We start from the raw sequence: 18942 nt of genomic DNA, 5'->3' as shown, positions 1-18942 counted from the left end.
CCACTATCCTGTCTTGGTGAATCCCCGCAAGCCTTCATTGAGCAGGATGCCCATGAAGAAACCAAAAAGGGCGGGCGCTGCGAAGGCCAAAAAGGGCCGGAAAACCAGTGCCGGCCGACCCAAAGCCGCCCCAAAACGGCTGACCAGGCGTTCGGCGAGGCCGCCGACGCGCGGCGCGTCGGGCGATGATGGAGCCAAGGATGCCGTCAGGACGACGATCCGGGGCTTGCGGACCAAGCTCAAGGAGGCGCAGCGCCGGGTCGCGGAACTGGAAGCTGCGGCCGACACCGATTTCCTGCTGGATATTCCGAACCGGCGCGGCTTCGAGCGCGAGCTCGGGCGCGCCATCGCCTACATGAAGCGCTACCGCGCCAGTGGGGCGCTGATCGTGCTCGACGTCGATCGGTTGAAGCCGATCAACGATTCGTTCGGTCATGGCGCCGGCGACGAGGTGCTCAAGGCGATTGCCGCCACGCTGACGCGGCAGGTCCGTGCCTCCGACGTGGTCGGCCGGCTCGGGGGCGACGAGTTCGCGCTACTGCTCTGGAATCTCAGCGAGACCGACGCCAAGGCGAAGGCGGTCGCCTTCGAGCAGGCGGTCGACGAATTGTCCTTTGTCTTTCGCGGCCAGCCCGTGAACGCGGGCGCCTCCGCCGGTGTCGCGCTGCTGGGGGCGCAGTCCGACGCGGGCCGCGCCCTGGAGGAGGCGGATGCTGCCATGTATGTGCGCAAGGCACAGCGGCGGCACGAGCCGCGGATCAGGCTGTTCGGCAGCTAAAGCGCGCTGAGATCTGGCGGTACGCTGCCGAATTTCCGCAGCAATTTTGCGTCGCCAAACTCGCCGGTCAGGGGATCGCCGCTGCGGCTGAACGCGACGGCGCCGATATGGCCGGCGCCGTGCGCAAGCATTTCCGCACGACGCAGGGCGGCAGCCGATGTCTGACATTCCTCGGCCGCACCCGCCACCGGCGATCCATCCTCATCGGTCAGGAAGGGCAATGCAACGTAGTAGGTGACGTCGGGCATGGGTCGGCTCCGATAGCTGACGGTTCAGGCGGCGCTGCTCTTGCTCCGCATCTTGCTGCGCGAAGTGTCCGGAATGCAGCCGGCGGAAATCGCCGCCTGCAATTCCTCCAGCTCGGCCTCCAGATATTCGTTGGCCATGATCAGCGCCTTGATGGTGCTGCGCAGATTGCCGTCGCACATCGCGATCGCCTGATCGCAGGCCTGTTCATAATGGCTGTTGTCGAGAAGGGCGGCTGTCGACATCTGCATTGTCCTTGTCAGTTGTCCTGGGCGTTTCCTGGGGGCGCGGGGGTGCTCAAATGTTCCTATTTTGTTCTTTTCGAGTCAAGCGGATTCATGCGCGCGAGGAAAAGCCGGCTCGCAGGTCAGGCGATGATGTCGGGGGTGATCTGGTCTTCGATGAACGCGATGCGGTCTCGTAACAACAGCTTGCGCTTCTTCAACCGCTGTAACCGCAATAGGTCGGGGGCGGGCGATTGATGCAGTGCATCGATCGCCGCATCAAGATCTCGGTGTTCCTGCTGCAACCGGGTGAGCTCGGCTTCGAGCTCACGCTCGTCTTCATTGGTCATGTCTGCGGTGGCCGAAAACCGATAGGCGTGGGATTAAGGCTGTGGATGCCCTCTGGAAATTATCGTCCTTGCGCGGCGTGATCGCAAGCGATCTGCGACCACCGTTTGCCGATCTCCAGCGACATATTTCCGCTGATCGCCGCGACGCTGCGCAAGCGCATTGATATCATGGATTTTTCCCGCGCGGTTCCTTTACTCACGCTTCGTTACATATGAATTTTCAAAAATGAAGATGCGATGACGGATACCCATCGACAGAACGAATCGGTGATGTAGACTTGCTTGTCCGGATCGAATCCTGAGGTTCAACCCTACCGAGGAGGTTTCGAATGACAATTCAGGCACATCTCGTTGAATTGGAGCGGAAGCACAAACTTCTCGAAAACGAATTGCACGAAGCCCTCGTGCACCTTTCAACAGACGACCTGCAAATTGTTGAGTTGAAGCGCCGGAAGTTGATGGTCAAGGACCAGATCGAGCGTCTGAGGCACGGCGACACGCTCCACTAGTAACCCCCGTAAACAGCGTAGAGTTGATCGTACCCTTATCCGCAGGGGTGAGAGTTCTTGCGCTCATCCCTGCCGCAAGGTCCGCACCGTGCAAAGAAGTTTGCGCGGTGTTTAGTTTTTGTCTGAGCGCGTTGTCTCGACGCGAACCGGTATCCGCTTCGCTCGACAACGCTTCAGACGTCTGCGAGCTCGGCGACGTGATCTGCGATCGCGAGCGACGATGTCAGCCCCGGCGATTCGATGCCGAACAGGTTGATCAGGCCAGCGACGCCGTGATCGCGCGGGCCCTGCATCAGGAAGTCCTGCGTGGCCACAGCGGGCGGTACGATTTTCGGCCGGATGCCTGAATAGCTCGGCATCAACGCGCCGTCAGGCAGCGTCGGCCAGTATTTGCGGATCGCCGGGTAGAACCGCTCGGCGCGTGACGGGTCGACCTCGTAGTCGATCGTCTCGATCCACTCGACGTCAGGGCCGAAGCGCGCCTGCCCAGCCATGTCCAGCGTCAGATGCACCCCTAGCCCGCCGGGTTCGGGCACCGGGTAGATCAGGCGCGAGAACGGCGCCTTGGCATTGCAGCTGAAGTAATTTCCCTTGGCGAGATAGGCGCGCGGAATTCGGTCCAGCGGCATGCCGTCGATGTTGCGCGCCACATTCGTCGCCGAGAGCCCCGCGGCGTTGACGAGGAGGCTGCATTGCAGCGTCATTGGCGCCTCGCCGCCGGCGTCGATCTCGACCAGGCCGTTCGCCGCCTTGGCGCGGATCAGCGGAGTGCGAAACGCGAACGCCGTGCCGGCTTCCTCGGCTTCGCCGCGCAGCGAGAGCATGTAGGCGTGGCTGTCGATGATGCCCGTCGATGGCGACAGCAGCGCGGCGTCGCAGGCCAGCGCGGGCTCCAGCGCGCGTGCCGCCTCGCCCGTGAGCTGCTGCATGTCGAGCACGCCATTGGCCTCGGCATGCGCCTTGATCGATTGCAGCTTCTCGGTCTCTTTCGGATTGGTCGCGACGATCAGCTTGCCGCAATTCTTGTGCGGGATGCCGCGCTCGGCGCAGTAGCGGTAGAGCGCGTGCTTGCCGTCGACGCACATGCGCGCCATCCAGGTCCCGGCGCGGTAGTAGATGCCGGCATGGATCACCTCGCTGTTGCGCGAGGAGGTGACGGTGCCGATCGCCTCGGTCTCCTCGAGCACGATGACTTCGCGTCCGGCCTGCGCAAGCTTTCGAGCCACCGCGAGCCCGACCACGCCGGCTCCGATGACGACGCAATCGACCCTATCCATGGTTGGGCAGGATGTCCGCTGGAAGCGCCGGTGGCATCAGGCCTGGAAAGAATGGCGCGGGGCCGTTTTCCGTTAAGGAAGAATTTATCATGTCAGGGCAATTGCCGTATTTCACGTCACATTTTTCTGTTGCGCGTACAGGCGTTTACCCGATCCAAACGCGTGAAGCCAGACAATCCGACGTTGAAATCGCGGGTGGCTGATGGCTGAGAAGAACTGGCACGAGGGCAGCACGCTTCCGATTGCTGTGCAGGCCGTTGTGTGCCTGGCCGGCACGGTTGCGCCCGCGCGCGCCTTTGCGCTGTCGGACAGCTTTGCCGCGCCGAGCTATCTCGGCCAGCTCGATCCCAACGTGGTCTGGGAGGTCCTGATCGCGGGCATCGTCGTCTGCGCGTTCCTCGCCGCGATCGCGCTGTGGATCCATTCCTCGCTGCGCCGGACCAGGCGTTTGCAGTTGCGGCGCAACGCCTTCGTCTCCTCCGCCATGAACAATCTCAATCAGGGCGTGGTGATGACGGATGCGCAGCGCCGCATCATCTTCTGCAACGACCGATATCTCGAGATCTACGGCCTGATGCGGTCGGAACTCTGGGCCAATATGGACGGCTATGAGCTTCTTAAGCTCCGGCGCAAGCGCGGGGTGCTCGGCGGCATCTCCGACGACGAATTCTACGAGAAGGCGGCAAGCCACAACGGCCTGATCACCGAGCTGCCGGACGGCCGAGCCATCCTGGTGAAGTTTTTCGTGCTGCCGAACGGCGGCTCGGTGGCGACGCATCTGGACGTCAGCGAGCAGCGCAAGCTGTCGCGACAGCTCGCTTCCACCAAGCAATTCCTGGAATCGGTGCTGGACCATGTGCCGGCCTGCGTGGCCGCGAAGAACATCGAGGACGGCTGCTACATCTTCGCTAACAGCGCCTATGAGCGGTTCTGGGGGTTCTCGCGGGATCACGCCGTCGGCAAGAACGCACGCGAGCTGTTTGCGCCGGTCTCGGCAGCCAGTATCGAGGCGACCGACCGGGCGGCGCTCAACTCCCCGGACGGCCAGTTCCGTAACGAGTTCGAGGTCGACCGCGGCGGCGAGCGACGCATGGTCGCCTCGATTCGGATCGTGGTCCGCAACGAGAGCAACAAGCCCGAGTTTCTGCTGCTGGTGTTCGAGGACATCACCGACCGCCGGTCGCTGTCGCAGGAGCTGGAGAGCACCAAGAAGTTCCTCGAGCTCGTGGTCGACAACATCCCGGTGGCGCTGATCGTCGAGCAGGTCAAGGACGGCCGCTATTTGCTCGCCAATCGCAGCGCGGAGACGATCCTCAACCGCCGGCGCGAGGAGGCCACGGGCCTGACCGCGTCCGACATCTTCAACCCCAAGGAAGCCAAGCTGATCATCGCGCGCGACGAGGCCGCGATCAAGAAACGCGGGATGATCACCGAGGAGCATCCGATCTCCACCAAGGACGGCCTGCGGCTGTTCCTGACCCGCCGCGCCACCGTGCTCGGTGATACCGGCGAGCCGCAATATCTGATCAAGACCCACGAGGACGTCACCGACCGCCGGCAGACCGAGTCGCGCATGGCGCACATGGCCTATCACGACGGCCTCACCGATCTGCCGAACCGCGCCGCCTTCCTTCAGGCGCTGACCCAGATGATCGAGGCCTGCGAAGGCACCGGCGAGGAGTTCGCCGTCCTCTGCGTCGACCTCGACGGCCTCAAGGAGGTCAACGACGTCTTCGGTCATGCGCTCGGCGACAAGCTGCTGATCGAGGTGGCCCAGCGCCTCCAGGACTCCGCCCGTGGCGGCGTGGTGGCGCGCCTGTCCGGCGACGAATTCGGCCTGATCATCGATGGCAAGCAGCCGGACGCGGGTCTTGCGCTGGCGCAGCAGATCGGCGACGCCGTCGCGAAGGACTTCCAGATCGACGGCCGGCCGGTCCGCGCCGCCGTGACCACCGGCATGTCGATCTTCCCGCACAATGGCGCCGATGGCGCTTCGCTGCTCGCCAATGCCGGTGCTGCGCTGTTCCGCGCCAAGCAGAAGTCGCGCGGCACGATCAGCCTCTATCAGCCCGAGATGGACCAGCAGATCCGCGATCGCCGCGTGCTGCACCAGGACCTGTCGATGGCGATCAAGAACGGCGAGCTCTCGCTTGCCTTCCAGCCGCAGGGGGCCGCCGGCCACAGCGTCGCCGAGAGCGAGATCATCGGCTTCGAGGCGCTGGCGCGCTGGCAGCATCCGGTACGCGGCCAGGTCTCGCCGGCCGAATTCATCCCGATCGCCGAGGAGAGCGGCCTGATCGTCGAGATGGGCGAGTGGATCCTGCGTGAGGCCTGCCGCGAGGCGGCGTCCTGGCCGAAGCCGCTCCAGGTCGCGGTCAATCTGTCGCCGGCGCAGTTCATGCACGGCGACGTGGTTGGCCTCGTCCATTCGATCCTGATCGAGACCGGCCTTGCACCCGGCCGGCTCGAGCTGGAGATCACCGAGGGCGTGCTGATCGAGGATTTCGACCGGGGCCTTGCGCTGCTGCGCCGCCTGAAGGCGCTCGGCGTGCGCATCTCCATGGACGATTTCGGCAGCGGTTACTCCTCGCTGAGCTACCTCCAGGCGTTCCCGTTCGACAAGATCAAGATCGACCGGGCCTTCATCATCAATCTCGGCCGCAATCCGCAATCGGCTGCGATCGTTCGCGCGGTGATTGATCTCGGCCACGGCCTCGAAATGTCGATCATCGCCGAGGGCGTCGAGACGGTCGAGCAACTCGCCTTCCTCGCCAAGGAGGGCTGTGACGGCGTGCAAGGCTATCTGCTCGGCAAGCCCCTCCCGATCGGGAAATATGCCGGGCTCGTCGGCCGCGCTGAAGTCATGGAGCTTGCGCTCAAGACGGGCTAGAGCGTTCGAGCGAAGTGGACACCGGTTCGCGTCAAGAAAAAGCGTCAGAATAAGAATCTAGAGCCCCGTTCCGATTTCATCGGAACGGAAATGGCTCTAGTGATGATGGGGCGCTTGGCTCCCATTCGACGGCTTCATGGCGGATTACGATCTCGCGATCATCGGTGGCGGCCTGAACGGTGTCAGCCTCGCGCGCGATGCGGCAGGCCGCGGCCTGCGGGTGATCCTGTTCGAGCAGGGCGATCTCGGCGGCGCGGCATCCTCGGCAACACCGCGGCTGATCCACGGCGATCTGTCGGTGCTGGAGCGGCGCGGGTTCCGGCGGGTCCGTCGGGCCTTGTCCGAGCGCCGGACCTGGCTCCGGATCGCGCCGCATCTGGTCCGGCCGATGCGCTTCGTGATCCCCGCGCATTCCGACGAGCGGCCGCCATGGGTGCTGCGTGCCGGCCTGTATGTCTATGACGGTCTCACGAACCGGGGCGGCCTGCCGCCATCGGCCACCATCGACATCACGCATCATCCGGTCGGCAACGCACTGAAGCGCCCGTTCGGCACGGCGTTCGAATATTCGGACTGCGTCGTCGACGACTCTCGCCTGGTGGTGCTGACGGCGCTGGATGCCGCTGAGCATGGCGCGGCGATCCGGACCGGTGCGCGTTGCGTCCGTGCGGACAGAACCGATACCTGGCGGCTCGCGGTGGTCGATCGCGGCCACCGCCGCACCATCACGGCGCGGGCGCTGGCCAACGCCACCGGCGGCTGGACGCCAATGGTCGCTGATACCGTGCTGCGGCAGCCGCAGCCCGCGATGGCGGCCACGCAGATGAGCCAGATCATCGTGCCCAGGCTGTTCGATTCCGAGAACGTCTACGTCTTTCAGAACAATGATGGACGGCTGATCTTCGCCCGGCCGTTCGAGCGCGACTTCACGCTGATCGGCACGGTCACGCACGCCTTCACCGGCGATCCCGCAATTGTGGCGATGCCGGGGGCCGACATCGGCTATCTCTGCGAAGCGGCGAGCCGCTATTTTCGTGAGCGCGTCACCCCGACCGACGTGGTCCGGACAGTCTCCGGCGTCAACCTGACGCTGGCGTCCGCGCGCGGACGCGACGGAACGATGCTGTTCCATGCGCGCCGGCGCAAGGCGCCGCTGCTCACGATGTTCGGCGGCGACGTCACCACCTCGCGCCTGCGCGCGGAGTGGGCGGTGACGAAGCTGACACCGTTCTATCCGATGTCGCCGCCCTGGACGGCCGGCGCCGCGCTGCCCGGCGGAGATTTTGCCTGGGACCGTTTCGACACCGAAGCCGACCTCGCGCGCGACCGCTGGCGGTTTCTCTCGGAGCCAGAGGCCCAGCGTCTGGTCGGGGCCTATGGCTCGCGGTTGTCCGCAGTGCTCGGTGACGCCAGGAGCCGCGACGATCTCGGCCCGGGCTTCGGTCCCGAACTGACCGGCGCCGAGGTCCGCTACCTGATGGCTCGCGAATGGGCCCGCTTCCCCGAGGACGTCCTGTGGCGCCGCTCCAAGCTGGGCTTGACCATTCCAGCGGCGGACCGCGACGCGCTGGCGTCGTTCATGGCGAATGTGATGTGAACGATCTCTCCTGGCACGGTTGAGCTAGGGACGATCGGCGGCTAGCGTGCGGCGGAATCGGGGTTGGCAGGATCATGACGGACGAGTTGCCCAGAACAGGCGCCGCGGCTGATGCGGCCGGCGGAGATGCGCTTCCTGCGGCGGGTCAGCCGCTGCTGCGCATCGAGGGCGTCGCCAAGACCTTTGGCACCTTCCGCGCCGTGGATGGCGTCTCGCTCGACATCAAGGCCGGCGAGTTCTTCGCGCTGCTCGGGCCGAGCGGCTGCGGCAAGACCACGCTGCTGCGTATGCTCGCCGGCTTCGAGGCGCCGGATGAAGGGCGCATCCTGCTCGGGGATAAGGACATCGCGCAGGCGCTGCCGCACGAGCGCCCGATCAACATGATGTTCCAGAACTACGCGTTGTTTCCGCATCTGTCGGTGCGCGACAACATTGCCTTCGGCCTGAAGCGCGCCGGCATGGCACGCGCCGACATCGCCGCCCGTGTGGCCGAGATGGTCGCCCTCGTGAAGCTCGAAGGGCTCGAGAAGCGCAAGCCGGATCAGCTCTCCGGCGGCCAGCGCCAGCGCGTGGCGCTCGCCCGTGCACTGGCGCGCCGCCCGCAACTGCTGCTACTCGACGAGCCGCTCGCAGCGCTCGACAAGAAACTGCGCGAGAATACGCAAGGCGAGCTGATGGAGCTGCAGCGCCGGCTCGGCATGACCTTCATCGTCGTCACCCACGACCAGGAGGAAGCCATGACGATGGCGAGCCGGATCGGCGTGATGAACGCCGGCAGGCTTGCTCAGGTCGCGAGCCCCCGCGAACTTTACGAAGCGCCGCGCTCGCGCTGGATCGCGGAATTCGTCGGCGACGTCAATGTGTTCGACGGCGAGACCAGATTGCGCGACGGTCATCGTCTGGTCGTTGGCACGCGTGATGCGGGTGCGCTGGTGGTGGCCGAGCCGCGCGAACCGGTCGGTGCGGGAAAATTCTCGATCGCGATTCGTCCCGAGAAGATCAAGCTGTCGCGCCGCGCCCCGGTGAGCCAAGCCGGTCGTGAAACCACGATCAACAGCCTAGATGGCGTGATCGCGGACATCTGCTATCTCGGCGGCACCACCACCTATAAAGTGAAGCTCGATACCGGCGGAATCGTACGGGCCTCCGTCGCCAACAGCGCGCGTCTGGACGTCGACGCCTATAGCGTGGGCCAGCAAATCGTCGCCTGGTTCACGCCCGATGATTGCGTGGTGCTGCCGTCATGAGCTCCCGCCGCATCTTCGCGCGCCCGGCGCGCTTTGCCGCGATCGCGCCCTATGTCTGGATGGCGCTGTTCTTCCTGGTGCCGTTCGCCTTCGTGCTGAAGATCAGCCTGTCGCAGACGGCGATCGCGCAGCCGCCTTACGAGCCGGTATTCGACCTGATGGCGGGGTGGGACGCGCTCAAGGCGGCCTTTACCGCACTGTCGACCGACAATTTCAAGCTGCTCGTCTCCGACGACATCTATGTGTTCGCCTATGTGCGCAGCCTCACCGTCGCTGTGACCGCGACCGCGCTGTTGCTGCTGATCGGCTATCCCATCGCCTACGGCATGGCGCGGCTGCCGAAGAGCTGGCAGGCGGTGGCGATGGTGCTGGTGATCGTGCCGTTCTGGACCTCGTTCCTGATCCGCATCTATGCCTGGATCAACATCCTCCAGCACGACGGGCTGCTGAACCAGATCCTGCTGGCGCTACATCTGGTCAGCCAGCCCGTGGTCTGGCTTTCCACGGACAGCGCGATGTATATCGGCATCGTCTATTCCTATCTGCCGTTCATGATCCTGCCGCTCTACGCCACGCTCGCCAAGATGGAGCCAGCGCTGGAGGAGGCGGCTGGCGATCTCGGCGCGCCACCGTGGCAGGTGTTCTGGCTCGTCACCTTCCCGCTGTCGCTGCCCGGCGTCGGTGCCGGCGTGCTGCTGTGCTTCATTCCCATCGTCGGCGAATTCGTGATCCCGGACCTTCTGGCCGGCTCCACTTCGCTGATGATCGGCCAGACCCTGTGGCTCGAATTCTTCACCAACAAGGACTGGCCGGTCGCCTCTGCCGCCGCCATCGTGCTGCTGGTGGTGCTACTGGTGCCGCTGCTGCTGTATGAACGGCTCCAGAAGCGGCAGCTGGAACAGGGGCGGTGAGGCGATGCGGAAGGTCTCACGCCTGTCCCGTTTTAACATCGCCTCGCTCGCGCTCGGGCTGGCGTTCCTTTACTTGCCGATCCTCATCCTCGTCATCTACTCCTTCAATGCCTCGCGGCTGGTGACGGTGTGGGGCGGCTGGTCGCTGCGCTGGTATCACGAGTTCTTCAACGACCGCGCCATGATCGAGGCGGCCTGGATGAGTCTTCGCGTCGCGGTCTCCTCCGCGACCATCGCCACGCTGCTGGGCACGCTCGCTGCGGTCGCATTGTCACGCGGCGAGCGCTTCCGCGGCCGCACGCTGTTCTCCGGCATGCTCTACGCCCCGCTGGTGATGCCCGAGGTGATCACGGGGCTGTCGCTGCTGCTGCTGTTCGTCGCGCTGAACGCCGAGCGCGGCTTCTGGACGGTGACGATCGCCCATACCACGCTGACGATGTGTTTCGTCGCCGTGGTCGTGCAGTCCCGCCTCGGCTCGCTCGACCGTTCGCTGGAGGAGGCGGCGATGGACCTTGGCTGCGACCCGGTCCGCGCCTTTCTTTCGGTGACGCTGCCGTTGATCGCCCCCGCGATCGTCGCAGGCTGGATGCTGGCCTTCACGCTGTCGCTGGACGATCTCGTCATCGCGAGCTTCACGACCGGGCCGGGCTCCGCGACCTTGCCGATCCGGATCTATTCCGAGGTGCGGCTGGGCGTGAAGCCGGAGATCAACGCGATCTGCACGCTGGTGATCGCCCTGATCGCGGTGGTCATCGTGATCGCCTCGCTCGCTTCGAAACTGTCGAGCTCGCAGGGCGAGAGCGCGGCGCCGCTGTAGCCGTTCGTGCAGCGTGCCATCCTCGCGCCGCGCCATGCACCGCCGCGCCGAGCTGCCGCAATGCCAGGGCGTCGAGCGGAAATTCCAGCAGGATATGGATCAGGCTCAGCGCCAGCAGGAAGGTGAAGCCGAACGCGTAGTCGTAGAAATAGAGCGCGGTGGATGCGGTACTGGCGGCGGCCATCGCTGCCAGCCGCGCCTTCGGGACTGCGGTCCAGCGGATGACGTCGGCTTTAATGAACCAGTTGAGGTAGTGATAGGTGTAGACGAAGGCGAGCAGGCTCGTCAGCCTGGTGTCGAGGACGAGACCGGGCACGCCGAACAGCCGGCTGAGCGCCGGGCCGACATTGCCGAAATAATCCTGTCCGACCCGGGCGAAGCTTGCGATCCGGACTTCGGCGGTTGGCGGCAGCAGCAGGATCGTAGCAATCGCGACGAGGTAGACAGCCACCAGCGCAGCCTGTACGCGGCTGCCGGATCGGTGCGCTCCGAGCACCATGAAGATCAGCGTGAACAGCGAGACGTGGATCAGGGTCGGAATCAGGATGCCGATCACGGCGAGCGAGGATCCGCTCGAATACATGAGCGCGGACAGTGCGATCGCCGTCAAGAACAGCAACATGCTCTCGATCGCCGAGGTGGTGGCCGCGAGCATGGCGCAGACGATCAGCGCGCCCCACATTGCAAAGCCGAACCAGGAGGCGTTGTCGATCAGGGCCGCGACCACGGCGATGATTGCGAGGGCTGCCGCAATCCCGCGATGTGGCAGGTAGTAGCTGCGGTCGTGCAGCCACGAAATCTCGGTGAAGTAGTGCGCCGGGCCGAGCACGACATAAGCCAGCAGCAACAGCTCGAACGGCATCAGATAGGCCGCCGCGAGCGCCAGCAGCATCAGGCCGAGATGGATCGCGTCGTTGCTGCGCATGATGCCGTGCCCCGCATTGGGGCACGGAGGTTAGAGCAGGCGTGGACAACCCGCAATTGTCCACGTTGTCGCTCGAACGTCCTGCTTGCGGCGACTCGATGCGTCCTGTCGCGTCAGGACTTCACCGCACCCGCCGTGAGCCCGCCCACCATGTAGCGGCGGAAGGCATAGTAGATCGCGGCCGGCGGCAGTGCGTAGATGAAGCCGGTCGTCATCAACAGCTCCCACGGCGAGTCGTCGGCGGCGAGGAAGTTGCCGAGCGCGACGGGGAGGGTGATCTCGCGGTCGTTCGAGAGCAGCAGGAACGCGTAGAGATATTCGTTCCAGGCCAGCAGCACCGCATAAGTGCCGATCGCGACCAGCGAGGGCATCATCAGCGGCAGGTAGACCAGGCGGAAGATCTGGAGCGTCGTCGCACCGTCCATCACGGCGGCTTCGTCCAATTCGACCGGCAGCTTGTCGGAGGCCTGCTTGAGCACCCAGATCGCGTAGGGGCTGGCGATGGTCACCATCGCCAGGATCAGCGCCCAGTGATTGTTGAGCAGGCCGTAATTGCCCATGGTGCGGTACATCGGCACGGCAAGGAACGCCGCCGGGATGAAATAGGTGAACAGCGCGAGATTCATCACGACCCGTCCGCCCGGCACCTTCAGCCGCGAGATCGAGAACGCCGCGGCGGTGGCGATGAACAGCGTCAGCACGCCGACGGATGCCGCGATCACCAGCGAGTTCCAGAACTGCACGTAGAAGTCGCGCAGGAAGTAGTGCTGCTGCTTGAACACGATTTCGAAATTGTGCAGCGTCGGATGGTCCGGCCACAGCTTGCCGGAGAATGCGTCCTCCTTCGGCGAGATAGCGAACAGGAACATGTGGTAGATCGGAATCATCGTCCAGAGGAAGACGGGAATGCCGATCAGCAGCAACCGCGCTTCGGTTGCGACTTCGCGCAGGGTGGGGAGCTTCATCGCGACAACCGTTTCATCATGAAGTACACGAGCGGCAGGACGAACGGCATTGCGCAGACGATCGATGCCATGGCCAGGCTGAGCTGGTCGAGCCGGAGATAGCGGATGCCGAGGGTCGACAGCACATGCGTGAGGTCGGCCGGGCCACCGCCGGTGAGCAGATAGACGCTGTTGAAGTCGCCGAGCGTCCAGATCATCGAGAGCAGCGTGCAGGTGACGTAGAGCGTCTGCATCGACGGCCAGGTGATGTAGCGGAATTTCTGCCACCAGCTCGCACCGTCGACCTCGGCGGCCTCGAACAGATCGTGCGAGATCGCAAGGCGGCCGGTGATCAGGATCAGCGTCCAGAACGGCAGCGACTTCCAGATGTGCACCGCGATCGCCATGCTGAGCGCCACGGTGGGGTCGTTGAGCCAGTTCGGGCCGTCATCGCCGGTCAGGGAGAAGATGAGGTGATTGACCATGCCCCATTCGGGATTGAGCATGAACCGAACCGACAGGATGGTCGGGATCGACGGCACCGCCCAGGGCAGGATGAAGATCACCGAGAGCCATTTGATCCAGGGGCGCTGCACCGCGAAGAAGCCGGACAGGAACAGCGCGATCAGCATCTTGATGTTGATGCCGATGACCAGGAAGATCAGCGTGTTGACCGCGGCGCGCGCGAAGATCGGATCGTTGTAGAGCGCGACATAATTCGACGGGGCCCGCGCCAGCCACAGCCCGTAGCCGACGGGATAGACGACGAAGGCGAGGAAAACGAGCAGGTAGGGCGCAAGCAGCACGATGCCCCAGACCTGCGGCGGGGTCAGCCGCGACGACAGGGGCGGGGCGGGGATTGCCTGGTCGCCAGAGAGCGTGATCGCCATTCTTTTCGGACTCTTCAAAGAGATGCCGGCCGCGAAACGCGGCCGGTGTTGTTCTAGCACCTCTCCCCGCGAGGCGGGGAGAGGCAGGATGATTTAGCCCGCGACCTGCTTGATGCGGGCGATCAGTTCGTCGACGGCCTTGTCGACCGGAACCTTCTCGCTGACGACGCGATTCATCGCCTTCGCCCACACGTTCTCGTTGTTGAGGATCGTGAACTTCCAGTTCTTGGTGAAGTCGAACGCCGCGGTGCCGCCCTTGAACTGCGTGTAGACGGCCTTGCGGTGCTTGTCAGCCTGCCAGAACGGGCTTTCCTGGCTTTCCTTCGTCACCGGGAACCAGCGGCCGAGCGCGCCCTCGATGTAGGGACGGACGTTCTCTTCCTGGAGCAGGAAGCTGATGAACTGCTTGGCCTCGGCCTTGTTCTTGGCCGCGGTGAAGACCAGCCCGGTCTTGACGTCGGAGCGGTAGCGGATGGTCGAACCATCCGGCGCCTTCGGGAAGGACGCGGTCACGATGTCCTGCTCGTAGGCCTTCTTGCCGGCTTCGCGCTGTTCGGGCGTGAGTGCCTGGTTCTGGGAGTCCTCGAACCATTTCGCAGCGATCGAGATCGTGAAATTGTGGGTCATCACGATGGTCTTGTTGTGGAAGGCGACGTTGTTGTCGGGATCCTTCCAGGTCGTGGAGGACGGCGGCGTGCAACCCTTGATGTAGGTGTCGGTGTAATCCTTCATCGCCTTGATCAGGTTCTCGCGAACCGTGGGATCGTCGACCGTGAGCTTGCCGTCGTCGTCGACCAGCTTGACGTGGTAGGCGTCCATGAAGGTGTAGAACGACTGGAAGGCGTCGGTGGATTCCACGCCCATCGGCTGGCCGACGGCATAGATGCGCTGGCCGGTGGCCTTGCGGATCCCCGGCTGCACCTTGTCGCACCAGAACGTCCAGTAGCCCGTCCAGTCGTTCGGGATGTCGGCGAGCTTGAAGCCGGACTTCTCCAGCATGTCGTTCCAGATCTGGACGTGCATGCTCTGCTGCTTCAGCGGGAAGCCGTAATAGGCCTTCTTCTTGGTGACGTCGTTGTAGAGGATCGACGCATCCAGCGTGTTCTGCACGAACCGGCCCTTGATCGGCTCCATCACGTCGGAGAGATCCTCGAGCTTGCCTTCATAGGCCCACTTGCCCTGCGCCTGCACGTCATAAGAGTCGGAATAGGCGACATCGGGCACGGTGCCGGCATCGAGAGCGGCGACCGTCTTCGGAATCATGTCCTGGATCGCGTATTGCGACAATTCGACCTTGATGCCGGTCTTGGCTTCGAACTTCTTGATCGTCTCGATCAGTGCGTCGTCCTCGGAGCGATAGAAGCCCTTGCCCCACCAGACCGTGATCGTCTTCTGCTGCGCAAATGCGGGTGCAGCGGCTGCAAACAGCCCGGCCGCAGCGACCGCCAGTGATACTGCGCCAATAACCTTGGATTTCACGTTTTTCTCCCTCAAACGGCCGGTGTTTTTAACCGGTCGTATAAAACACTAGCGCATGGCGATAAGCCGATCTAGCGGCATGTTGTCAGACATAGGTCGCGGGGATGGGCCTTGCGGAGATCCTTAACGCGTGCATCGATCCAATCGCCGCATCAATTCGCCCTGATCAATTCGCGCCTTCCGAGGAACTCCAGTTTGGGGAACGGTCTCGTCCCGCTCGGGCGAGCCGTCAGCGTTTCCGCTTTAGACCCGTCGATATCGTGTTCGAACTTGCCTCAGCGGATCGGGGCCGCGGCTTGCCATGCCCGCTGGCTCGAGAAGGAGAGCGCCATGCCTCGAGGAGCATCTTCAAAAACTGGCTGGCATGCGGCGATAGCGTCGCCCCGCGCCTGCGCACAATTCCGATCGTCCGCGACACTTCCGGCTCGATCAGCCGGACGGTGTGAATGATCGGATGACCGGCGGCGGGTGTCGCGAGCCTTGGCAGCACGGCGATGCCTAATCCCTCTTCGACCAGGCCAAGCGAGCCGGAGAGGTGGGCGACTTCATAGGACCAGTTCAGCTGCAGGCCCTGCCGCGCCAGCGCATTGTCGATCAACGCGCGATTGCCGCTGTTGCGACCGACGGTGATGACCCGGTGCGACACGATCTCCGACCAACTCACCTGCTTGCGCGATGCCAGCGGATGGTCATGACGGCAGGCCAGGACGAAAGGGTCCTCAACCAATTTCTCGAATTCGATTTCGGCATGCGAAGCGCCGATGAAATTAATGCCGAAGTCGACTTCTCCGCGCGCCACCGCTTCCAGCCCCTCATTGGCGCCGATATCCAGAATGCGGATGCGGATGCGCGGATACGCTTCGGCGAACCGGCCGATCGCTCGCGGAAGAAAATAGAACACCGCTGTCGGCACCGCGGCTACCGAGACCAGGCCCGAACTTCGCGCGCCGATATCATGGATGGCGAGCACCGAGGTCTCGAACTCGTCGATGAGACGGCGGACCTTCGGCAGGAAGTCGCGGCCCGTCATGGTGAGATTGACGTGGCGCGTGGACCGTTCGAGCAGCGGCGCTCCGAGACTTTCCTCCAGCTTCTGAATGCGCCGGCTGAGCGCCGGCTGGGACAGGTTCAGCGCCTTCGCGGTGCGGACGAAGCTGCCCATCTCCGCGACGGTGATGAATGCCTTGAGGTCGAGCAATTCGGCGTTCATGGCAAGGCTCCATTATGTCGATTGACGAAATAATACCTCAGATATTTGCATTTCACAAAAGAGTTCGGAGGGAGGATGCTCTGGTTCAGGCGAACATGTCGCCGAACGGAAGAACATCATGAACGATCAGATTGCCATTCCCTGTGTGGTTATGCGCGGTGGGACCTCGCGCGGACCGTTTTTCCTGGCCCGCGACCTTCCTGCCGACCCCAGCTCGCGCGATGCGGTCCTGTTGTCGGTGATGGGAGGTGGGCACGATCTTGGAATCGATGGAATCGGCGGCGGCAATGCCGTGATCAACAAGGTCGCGATCATCGGACCGGCAACGGTGCCCGGCGCCGATGTCGACTACCTGTTTGCCCAGGTGCGCGTTCGTGAAGGGATCGTCGATACCTCGCCGAACTGCGGAAACATGCTGGCCGCCGTCGGGCCGTTCGCAATCGAAGCTGGCCTGGTCGCCGCTACCGCAGATCGCACCCATGTGCGCATCCATAATGTCAACACCGGCAAGCTGATCGATGCGACGGTCGCCACTCCCGGAGGACGGGTGACCTATGAGGGCGAAGCGCGGATCGACGGGGTACCGGGAACGGCCGCGCCCATCGAACTGTCGTTCCCCAACGCCGCCGGCGCACGCACCGGTCGCCTGCTGCCGACAGGACGTCCGCTCGATCGCATCGGAGGGATCGACGTGACCTGCATCGACGCAGCCATGCCCGTCATGCTGGTCCGCGCGGCAGATCTCGGATGGACCGGCCGCGAGGCGCCTCCGGCCTTCGCCGACGGCGCCTTCCGCGGGCGGCTCGAACATTTGCGCATCGAGGCTGGACGCCGGATGGGTTTTCCGGATTCCGCGTCAATGGTGATTCCGAAACCGGTTCTGATCGCGCCCGCAAGCGAGGCGACGTTGAACGTCAGGTACTTCATGCCGCATGACTGCCATAGCGCGCTGGCGGTGACCGGCGCCGTCGCGATCGCGACCGCCTGTGTGACGCCCGGGACGATCGCCGCAGAGATGGTTGGATCGCTGGCGCCGCCGGTGCCGATCACGCTCGCCCATCCCTCCGGCCAGCTCGTGGTTCGGCTGGAGCCCGGCCCGGTCGCCCGGGTGCAGCGGACAGCCCGGCGAATTCTCGAGGGCCATGTCTTCGCCCGTCGATCGCACGTCCCTCATTCAGTCCTGGCAGCCTGAAGCCGGACCGCTTTCAAAGCCTTCAAAAATCAGAGCCTTCAAAAATCAGAGCCATGGGAGAAACGAGAATGCAGAAGCAAGCGCTGGTCGGGCCCGTGAACAGTGAGACGCGAAAGCCCTTCTACCGGATCCTCTACGTCCAGGTGCTGATCGGTCTCATGTTGGGCGTCCTCACCGGCCATCTCTGGCCTGAGTTCGGTGCCGCGCTGAAGCCCTTCGGCGACGGCTTCGTGAAGCTGGTCAAGATGATGATCGCGCCGATCGTGTTCTGCACCATCGTCAGCGGCATCAACAGCATCAGCGATTCCCGCGAGGTCGGCCGCACGCTGGTGAAATCCATGGCGCTGTTCTACCTGCTGACCGTGCTCGCACTGCTGGCCGGGCTGGTCGCCGTGTTGCTGATCCAGCCGGGCGTCGGCATGCATGTGTCCGTCAGCACGCTGGATCCGTCGGTGGCCGCGAAATTCACCAAGCAGGCGAGTGCGACCGGATTTGCGGACTTCATGCTGCACATCATCCCGCATTCCTTCTTTGGCGCGTTTGCCGACGGCGAAGTGCTGCCGGTCCTGCTGGTCTCCATCCTGATCGCCTTTGGCCTGAGCCGTGCCGGCGATGGGGGCGCGGTGGTTACGAAGGCGGTCGATTCCTTCTCTCAGGTCCTGTTCGTGTCCTTTGGCTTCGTCATGAAGCTCGCTCCGCTCGGCGCCTTTGGCGCCATGGCGTTCACGGTGGGCCGCTACGGCATTCGATCGATTGGCTCGCTCGGACTGCTGATCCTGACATTCTATATCGCCTGCTCCGTCTTCGTGGTCGTCGTGCTCGGCACGCTGGCGCGGCTGAACGGCTTCAGCCTGTGGAAGACCATTCGCTACTTCAAGGAAGAGCTGCTGATCGTGCTCGGCACATCATCGTCGGAACCTGCGCTGCCGGGAGCGCTGCGCAAGCTGGAGCAGCTCGGATGCCGGAAAGGCGTGTCCGGCCTCGTGTTGCCCATGGGCTATTCCTTCAATCTGGACGGCAGCGCCATCTATCTCACCTTGGCCTCCATCTTCATCGCGCAGGCCTGCGACATCCACCTGTCGTGGGGGCAGATTGCGGCGATGCTCGGACTGATGCTGCTGACGTCCAAAGGCGCGGCTGGCGTCACCGGCAGCGGCTTCGTGGCGCTCGTCGCGACCCTCTCCGTCATGCCGGATCTGCCCGTGACCGGCGTGGCGCTGCTTGTCGGCATCGACCGTTTCATGTCGGAAGCGCGGGCGCTGACCAGCATGATCAGCAACTGCGTCGCAGCCATTACCGTTTCGCTGTGGGAGGACGCCTGTGACCGCGAGGTGTTGGCTCGCGAACTGGGAGGAAGCGGCGCTCTCAAGGTCGCGGCCGGATCGCAGATCGGTGGAGGAGCCGTGCTGCAGGGGGACACGGCCTGGATTTCGACGACCCAATCGGCCGCTTAACG

General features: G+C 63.9%; 18 protein-coding genes. 9 read left to right on the top strand and 9 right to left on the bottom strand.

The window, feature by feature from the left end:
* The first annotated feature begins 52 nt into the window (after positions 1-52).
* Positions 53-778: a GGDEF domain-containing protein gene (locus tag AABA86_RS01825; RefSeq protein WP_338305553.1), complete on the top strand. Its 726-nt coding sequence runs from the start codon at positions 53-55 to the stop codon at positions 776-778.
* Here AABA86_RS01825 and AABA86_RS01820 read toward each other — a convergent pair.
* From AABA86_RS01820 to AABA86_RS01810, 3 genes are all read right to left on the bottom strand, one after another.
* Positions 775-1026, bottom strand: a complete 252-nt coding sequence (locus AABA86_RS01820; protein WP_212248748.1) for a hypothetical protein — start codon at positions 1024-1026, stop codon at positions 775-777. The two genes, AABA86_RS01825 and AABA86_RS01820, sit on opposite strands and share 4 nt — an antisense overlap.
* Before the next feature lie 24 nt (positions 1027-1050).
* Complete coding sequence (locus AABA86_RS01815; protein ID WP_028140284.1) at positions 1051-1269, bottom strand: hypothetical protein; 219 nt, start codon at positions 1267-1269, stop codon at positions 1051-1053.
* Positions 1270-1391: 122 nt separating this feature from the next.
* Positions 1392-1598: a YdcH family protein gene (locus AABA86_RS01810; protein ID WP_008546179.1), complete on the bottom strand. Its 207-nt coding sequence runs from the start codon at positions 1596-1598 to the stop codon at positions 1392-1394.
* 329 nt (positions 1599-1927) lie between these two features.
* Between AABA86_RS01810 and AABA86_RS01805 the strand changes: the two genes are divergently transcribed.
* Positions 1928-2107 carry a YdcH family protein gene (locus tag AABA86_RS01805; protein ID WP_026201910.1) on the top strand — a complete coding sequence of 60 codons (180 nt, stop codon included), beginning with the start codon at positions 1928-1930 and terminating at the stop codon, positions 2105-2107.
* A 173-nt stretch (positions 2108-2280) separates the two neighbouring features.
* On the opposite strand, the gene AABA86_RS01800 is transcribed toward AABA86_RS01805, so the two are convergent.
* On the bottom strand, positions 2281-3384 hold the full coding sequence (locus tag AABA86_RS01800; RefSeq protein WP_338305552.1) for an NAD(P)/FAD-dependent oxidoreductase: 1104 nt from the start codon (positions 3382-3384) through the stop codon (positions 2281-2283).
* A gap of 202 nt (positions 3385-3586) precedes the next feature.
* Here AABA86_RS01800 and AABA86_RS01795 point away from each other — a divergent pair, with 202 nt between their 5' ends.
* The 5 genes from AABA86_RS01795 (at position 3587) to AABA86_RS01775 (ending at position 10846) form a co-directional block, all read left to right on the top strand.
* Entirely contained in the window at positions 3587-6274 is a 2688-nt protein-coding gene (locus AABA86_RS01795; RefSeq protein ID WP_338305551.1) for a sensor domain-containing protein, read from the top strand.
* A gap of 136 nt (positions 6275-6410) precedes the next feature.
* Positions 6411-7871, top strand: coding sequence for a glycerol-3-phosphate dehydrogenase (locus AABA86_RS01790; RefSeq protein WP_338305550.1), 1461 nt, complete (start codon positions 6411-6413; stop codon positions 7869-7871).
* 74 nt (positions 7872-7945) lie between these two features.
* The gene (locus AABA86_RS01785) at positions 7946-9118 is read left to right on the top strand and encodes an ABC transporter ATP-binding protein (protein WP_212248752.1); all 1173 of its coding nucleotides are present in this window, start codon (positions 7946-7948) and stop codon (positions 9116-9118) included.
* Positions 9115-10029, top strand: coding sequence for an ABC transporter permease (locus AABA86_RS01780; RefSeq protein WP_338305549.1), 915 nt, complete (start codon positions 9115-9117; stop codon positions 10027-10029). The genes AABA86_RS01785 and AABA86_RS01780 overlap by 4 nt, the downstream gene beginning before the upstream one ends.
* 4 nt (positions 10030-10033) lie before the next feature.
* Complete coding sequence (locus AABA86_RS01775) at positions 10034-10846, top strand: ABC transporter permease (RefSeq protein ID WP_338305548.1); 813 nt, start codon at positions 10034-10036, stop codon at positions 10844-10846.
* Here the strand turns inward: AABA86_RS01775 and AABA86_RS01770 are convergent.
* From AABA86_RS01770 to AABA86_RS01750, 5 genes are all read right to left on the bottom strand, one after another.
* The gene (locus AABA86_RS01770) at positions 10779-11771 is read right to left on the bottom strand and encodes a hypothetical protein (protein WP_338305547.1); all 993 of its coding nucleotides are present in this window, start codon (positions 11769-11771) and stop codon (positions 10779-10781) included. The two genes, AABA86_RS01775 and AABA86_RS01770, sit on opposite strands and share 68 nt — an antisense overlap.
* Positions 11772-11884: 113 nt before the next feature.
* A complete protein-coding gene (locus AABA86_RS01765; RefSeq protein ID WP_212248756.1) occupies positions 11885-12736 on the bottom strand; it encodes a carbohydrate ABC transporter permease in 852 nt (283 codons plus the stop codon).
* The gene (locus AABA86_RS01760) at positions 12733-13605 is read right to left on the bottom strand and encodes a carbohydrate ABC transporter permease (RefSeq protein WP_212248757.1); all 873 of its coding nucleotides are present in this window, start codon (positions 13603-13605) and stop codon (positions 12733-12735) included. Before AABA86_RS01760 ends, AABA86_RS01765 begins: the two co-directional genes overlap by 4 nt.
* Before the next feature lie 93 nt (positions 13606-13698).
* On the bottom strand, positions 13699-15084 hold the full coding sequence (locus AABA86_RS01755; RefSeq protein WP_028140276.1) for an ABC transporter substrate-binding protein: 1386 nt from the start codon (positions 15082-15084) through the stop codon (positions 13699-13701).
* Between the two features lie 229 nt (positions 15085-15313).
* Positions 15314-16294, bottom strand: a complete 981-nt coding sequence (locus AABA86_RS01750; protein WP_091956465.1) for a LysR family transcriptional regulator — start codon at positions 16292-16294, stop codon at positions 15314-15316.
* Positions 16295-16412: 118 nt separating this feature from the next.
* On the opposite strand from AABA86_RS01750, the gene AABA86_RS01745 reads away from it, so the two are divergent.
* Entirely contained in the window at positions 16413-17486 is a 1074-nt protein-coding gene (locus tag AABA86_RS01745; protein WP_338305546.1) for a 4-oxalomesaconate tautomerase, read from the top strand.
* A gap of 68 nt (positions 17487-17554) precedes the next feature.
* Positions 17555-18940 (top strand): C4-dicarboxylate transporter DctA, encoded by a 1386-nt coding sequence (dctA, locus tag AABA86_RS01740; RefSeq protein WP_338305545.1) that lies wholly within the window; start codon positions 17555-17557, stop codon positions 18938-18940.
* Positions 18941-18942: the final 2 nt, after the last annotated feature.

It is taken from the genome of Bradyrhizobium sp. TM233, from assembly GCF_036247965.1.
Taxonomy (GTDB): Bacteria; Pseudomonadota; Alphaproteobacteria; order Rhizobiales; family Xanthobacteraceae; genus Bradyrhizobium; species Bradyrhizobium ottawaense.
Note: the sequence above shows the minus strand (reverse complement) of the source record. Positions and strands in the feature narration are given on the sequence as shown.

Excerpts from the sequence above, each read along its gene's own strand:
- AABA86_RS01825 (WP_338305553.1), top strand. The coding sequence starts at position 53 with ATGAAGAAACCAAAAAGGGCGGGCGCTGCGAAGGCCAAAAAGGGCCGG.
- AABA86_RS01820 (WP_212248748.1), bottom strand. The coding sequence starts at position 1,026 with ATGCCCGACGTCACCTACTACGTTGCATTGCCCTTCCTGACCGATGAG.
- AABA86_RS01815 (WP_028140284.1), bottom strand. The coding sequence starts at position 1,269 with ATGTCGACAGCCGCCCTTCTCGACAACAGCCATTATGAACAGGCCTGC.
- AABA86_RS01810 (WP_008546179.1), bottom strand. The coding sequence starts at position 1,598 with ATGACCAATGAAGACGAGCGTGAGCTCGAAGCCGAGCTCACCCGGTTG.
- AABA86_RS01805 (WP_026201910.1), top strand. The coding sequence starts at position 1,928 with ATGACAATTCAGGCACATCTCGTTGAATTGGAGCGGAAGCACAAACTT.
- AABA86_RS01800 (WP_338305552.1), bottom strand. The coding sequence starts at position 3,384 with ATGGATAGGGTCGATTGCGTCGTCATCGGAGCCGGCGTGGTCGGGCTC.
- AABA86_RS01795 (WP_338305551.1), top strand. The coding sequence starts at position 3,587 with ATGGCTGAGAAGAACTGGCACGAGGGCAGCACGCTTCCGATTGCTGTG.
- AABA86_RS01790 (WP_338305550.1), top strand. The coding sequence starts at position 6,411 with ATGGCGGATTACGATCTCGCGATCATCGGTGGCGGCCTGAACGGTGTC.
- AABA86_RS01785 (WP_212248752.1), top strand. The coding sequence starts at position 7,946 with ATGACGGACGAGTTGCCCAGAACAGGCGCCGCGGCTGATGCGGCCGGC.
- AABA86_RS01780 (WP_338305549.1), top strand. The coding sequence starts at position 9,115 with ATGAGCTCCCGCCGCATCTTCGCGCGCCCGGCGCGCTTTGCCGCGATC.
- AABA86_RS01775 (WP_338305548.1), top strand. The coding sequence starts at position 10,034 with ATGCGGAAGGTCTCACGCCTGTCCCGTTTTAACATCGCCTCGCTCGCG.
- AABA86_RS01770 (WP_338305547.1), bottom strand. The coding sequence starts at position 11,771 with ATGCGCAGCAACGACGCGATCCATCTCGGCCTGATGCTGCTGGCGCTC.
- AABA86_RS01765 (WP_212248756.1), bottom strand. The coding sequence starts at position 12,736 with ATGAAGCTCCCCACCCTGCGCGAAGTCGCAACCGAAGCGCGGTTGCTG.
- AABA86_RS01760 (WP_212248757.1), bottom strand. The coding sequence starts at position 13,605 with ATGGCGATCACGCTCTCTGGCGACCAGGCAATCCCCGCCCCGCCCCTG.
- AABA86_RS01750 (WP_091956465.1), bottom strand. The coding sequence starts at position 16,294 with ATGAACGCCGAATTGCTCGACCTCAAGGCATTCATCACCGTCGCGGAG.
- AABA86_RS01745 (WP_338305546.1), top strand. The coding sequence starts at position 16,413 with ATGAACGATCAGATTGCCATTCCCTGTGTGGTTATGCGCGGTGGGACC.
- dctA (WP_338305545.1), top strand. The coding sequence starts at position 17,555 with ATGCAGAAGCAAGCGCTGGTCGGGCCCGTGAACAGTGAGACGCGAAAG.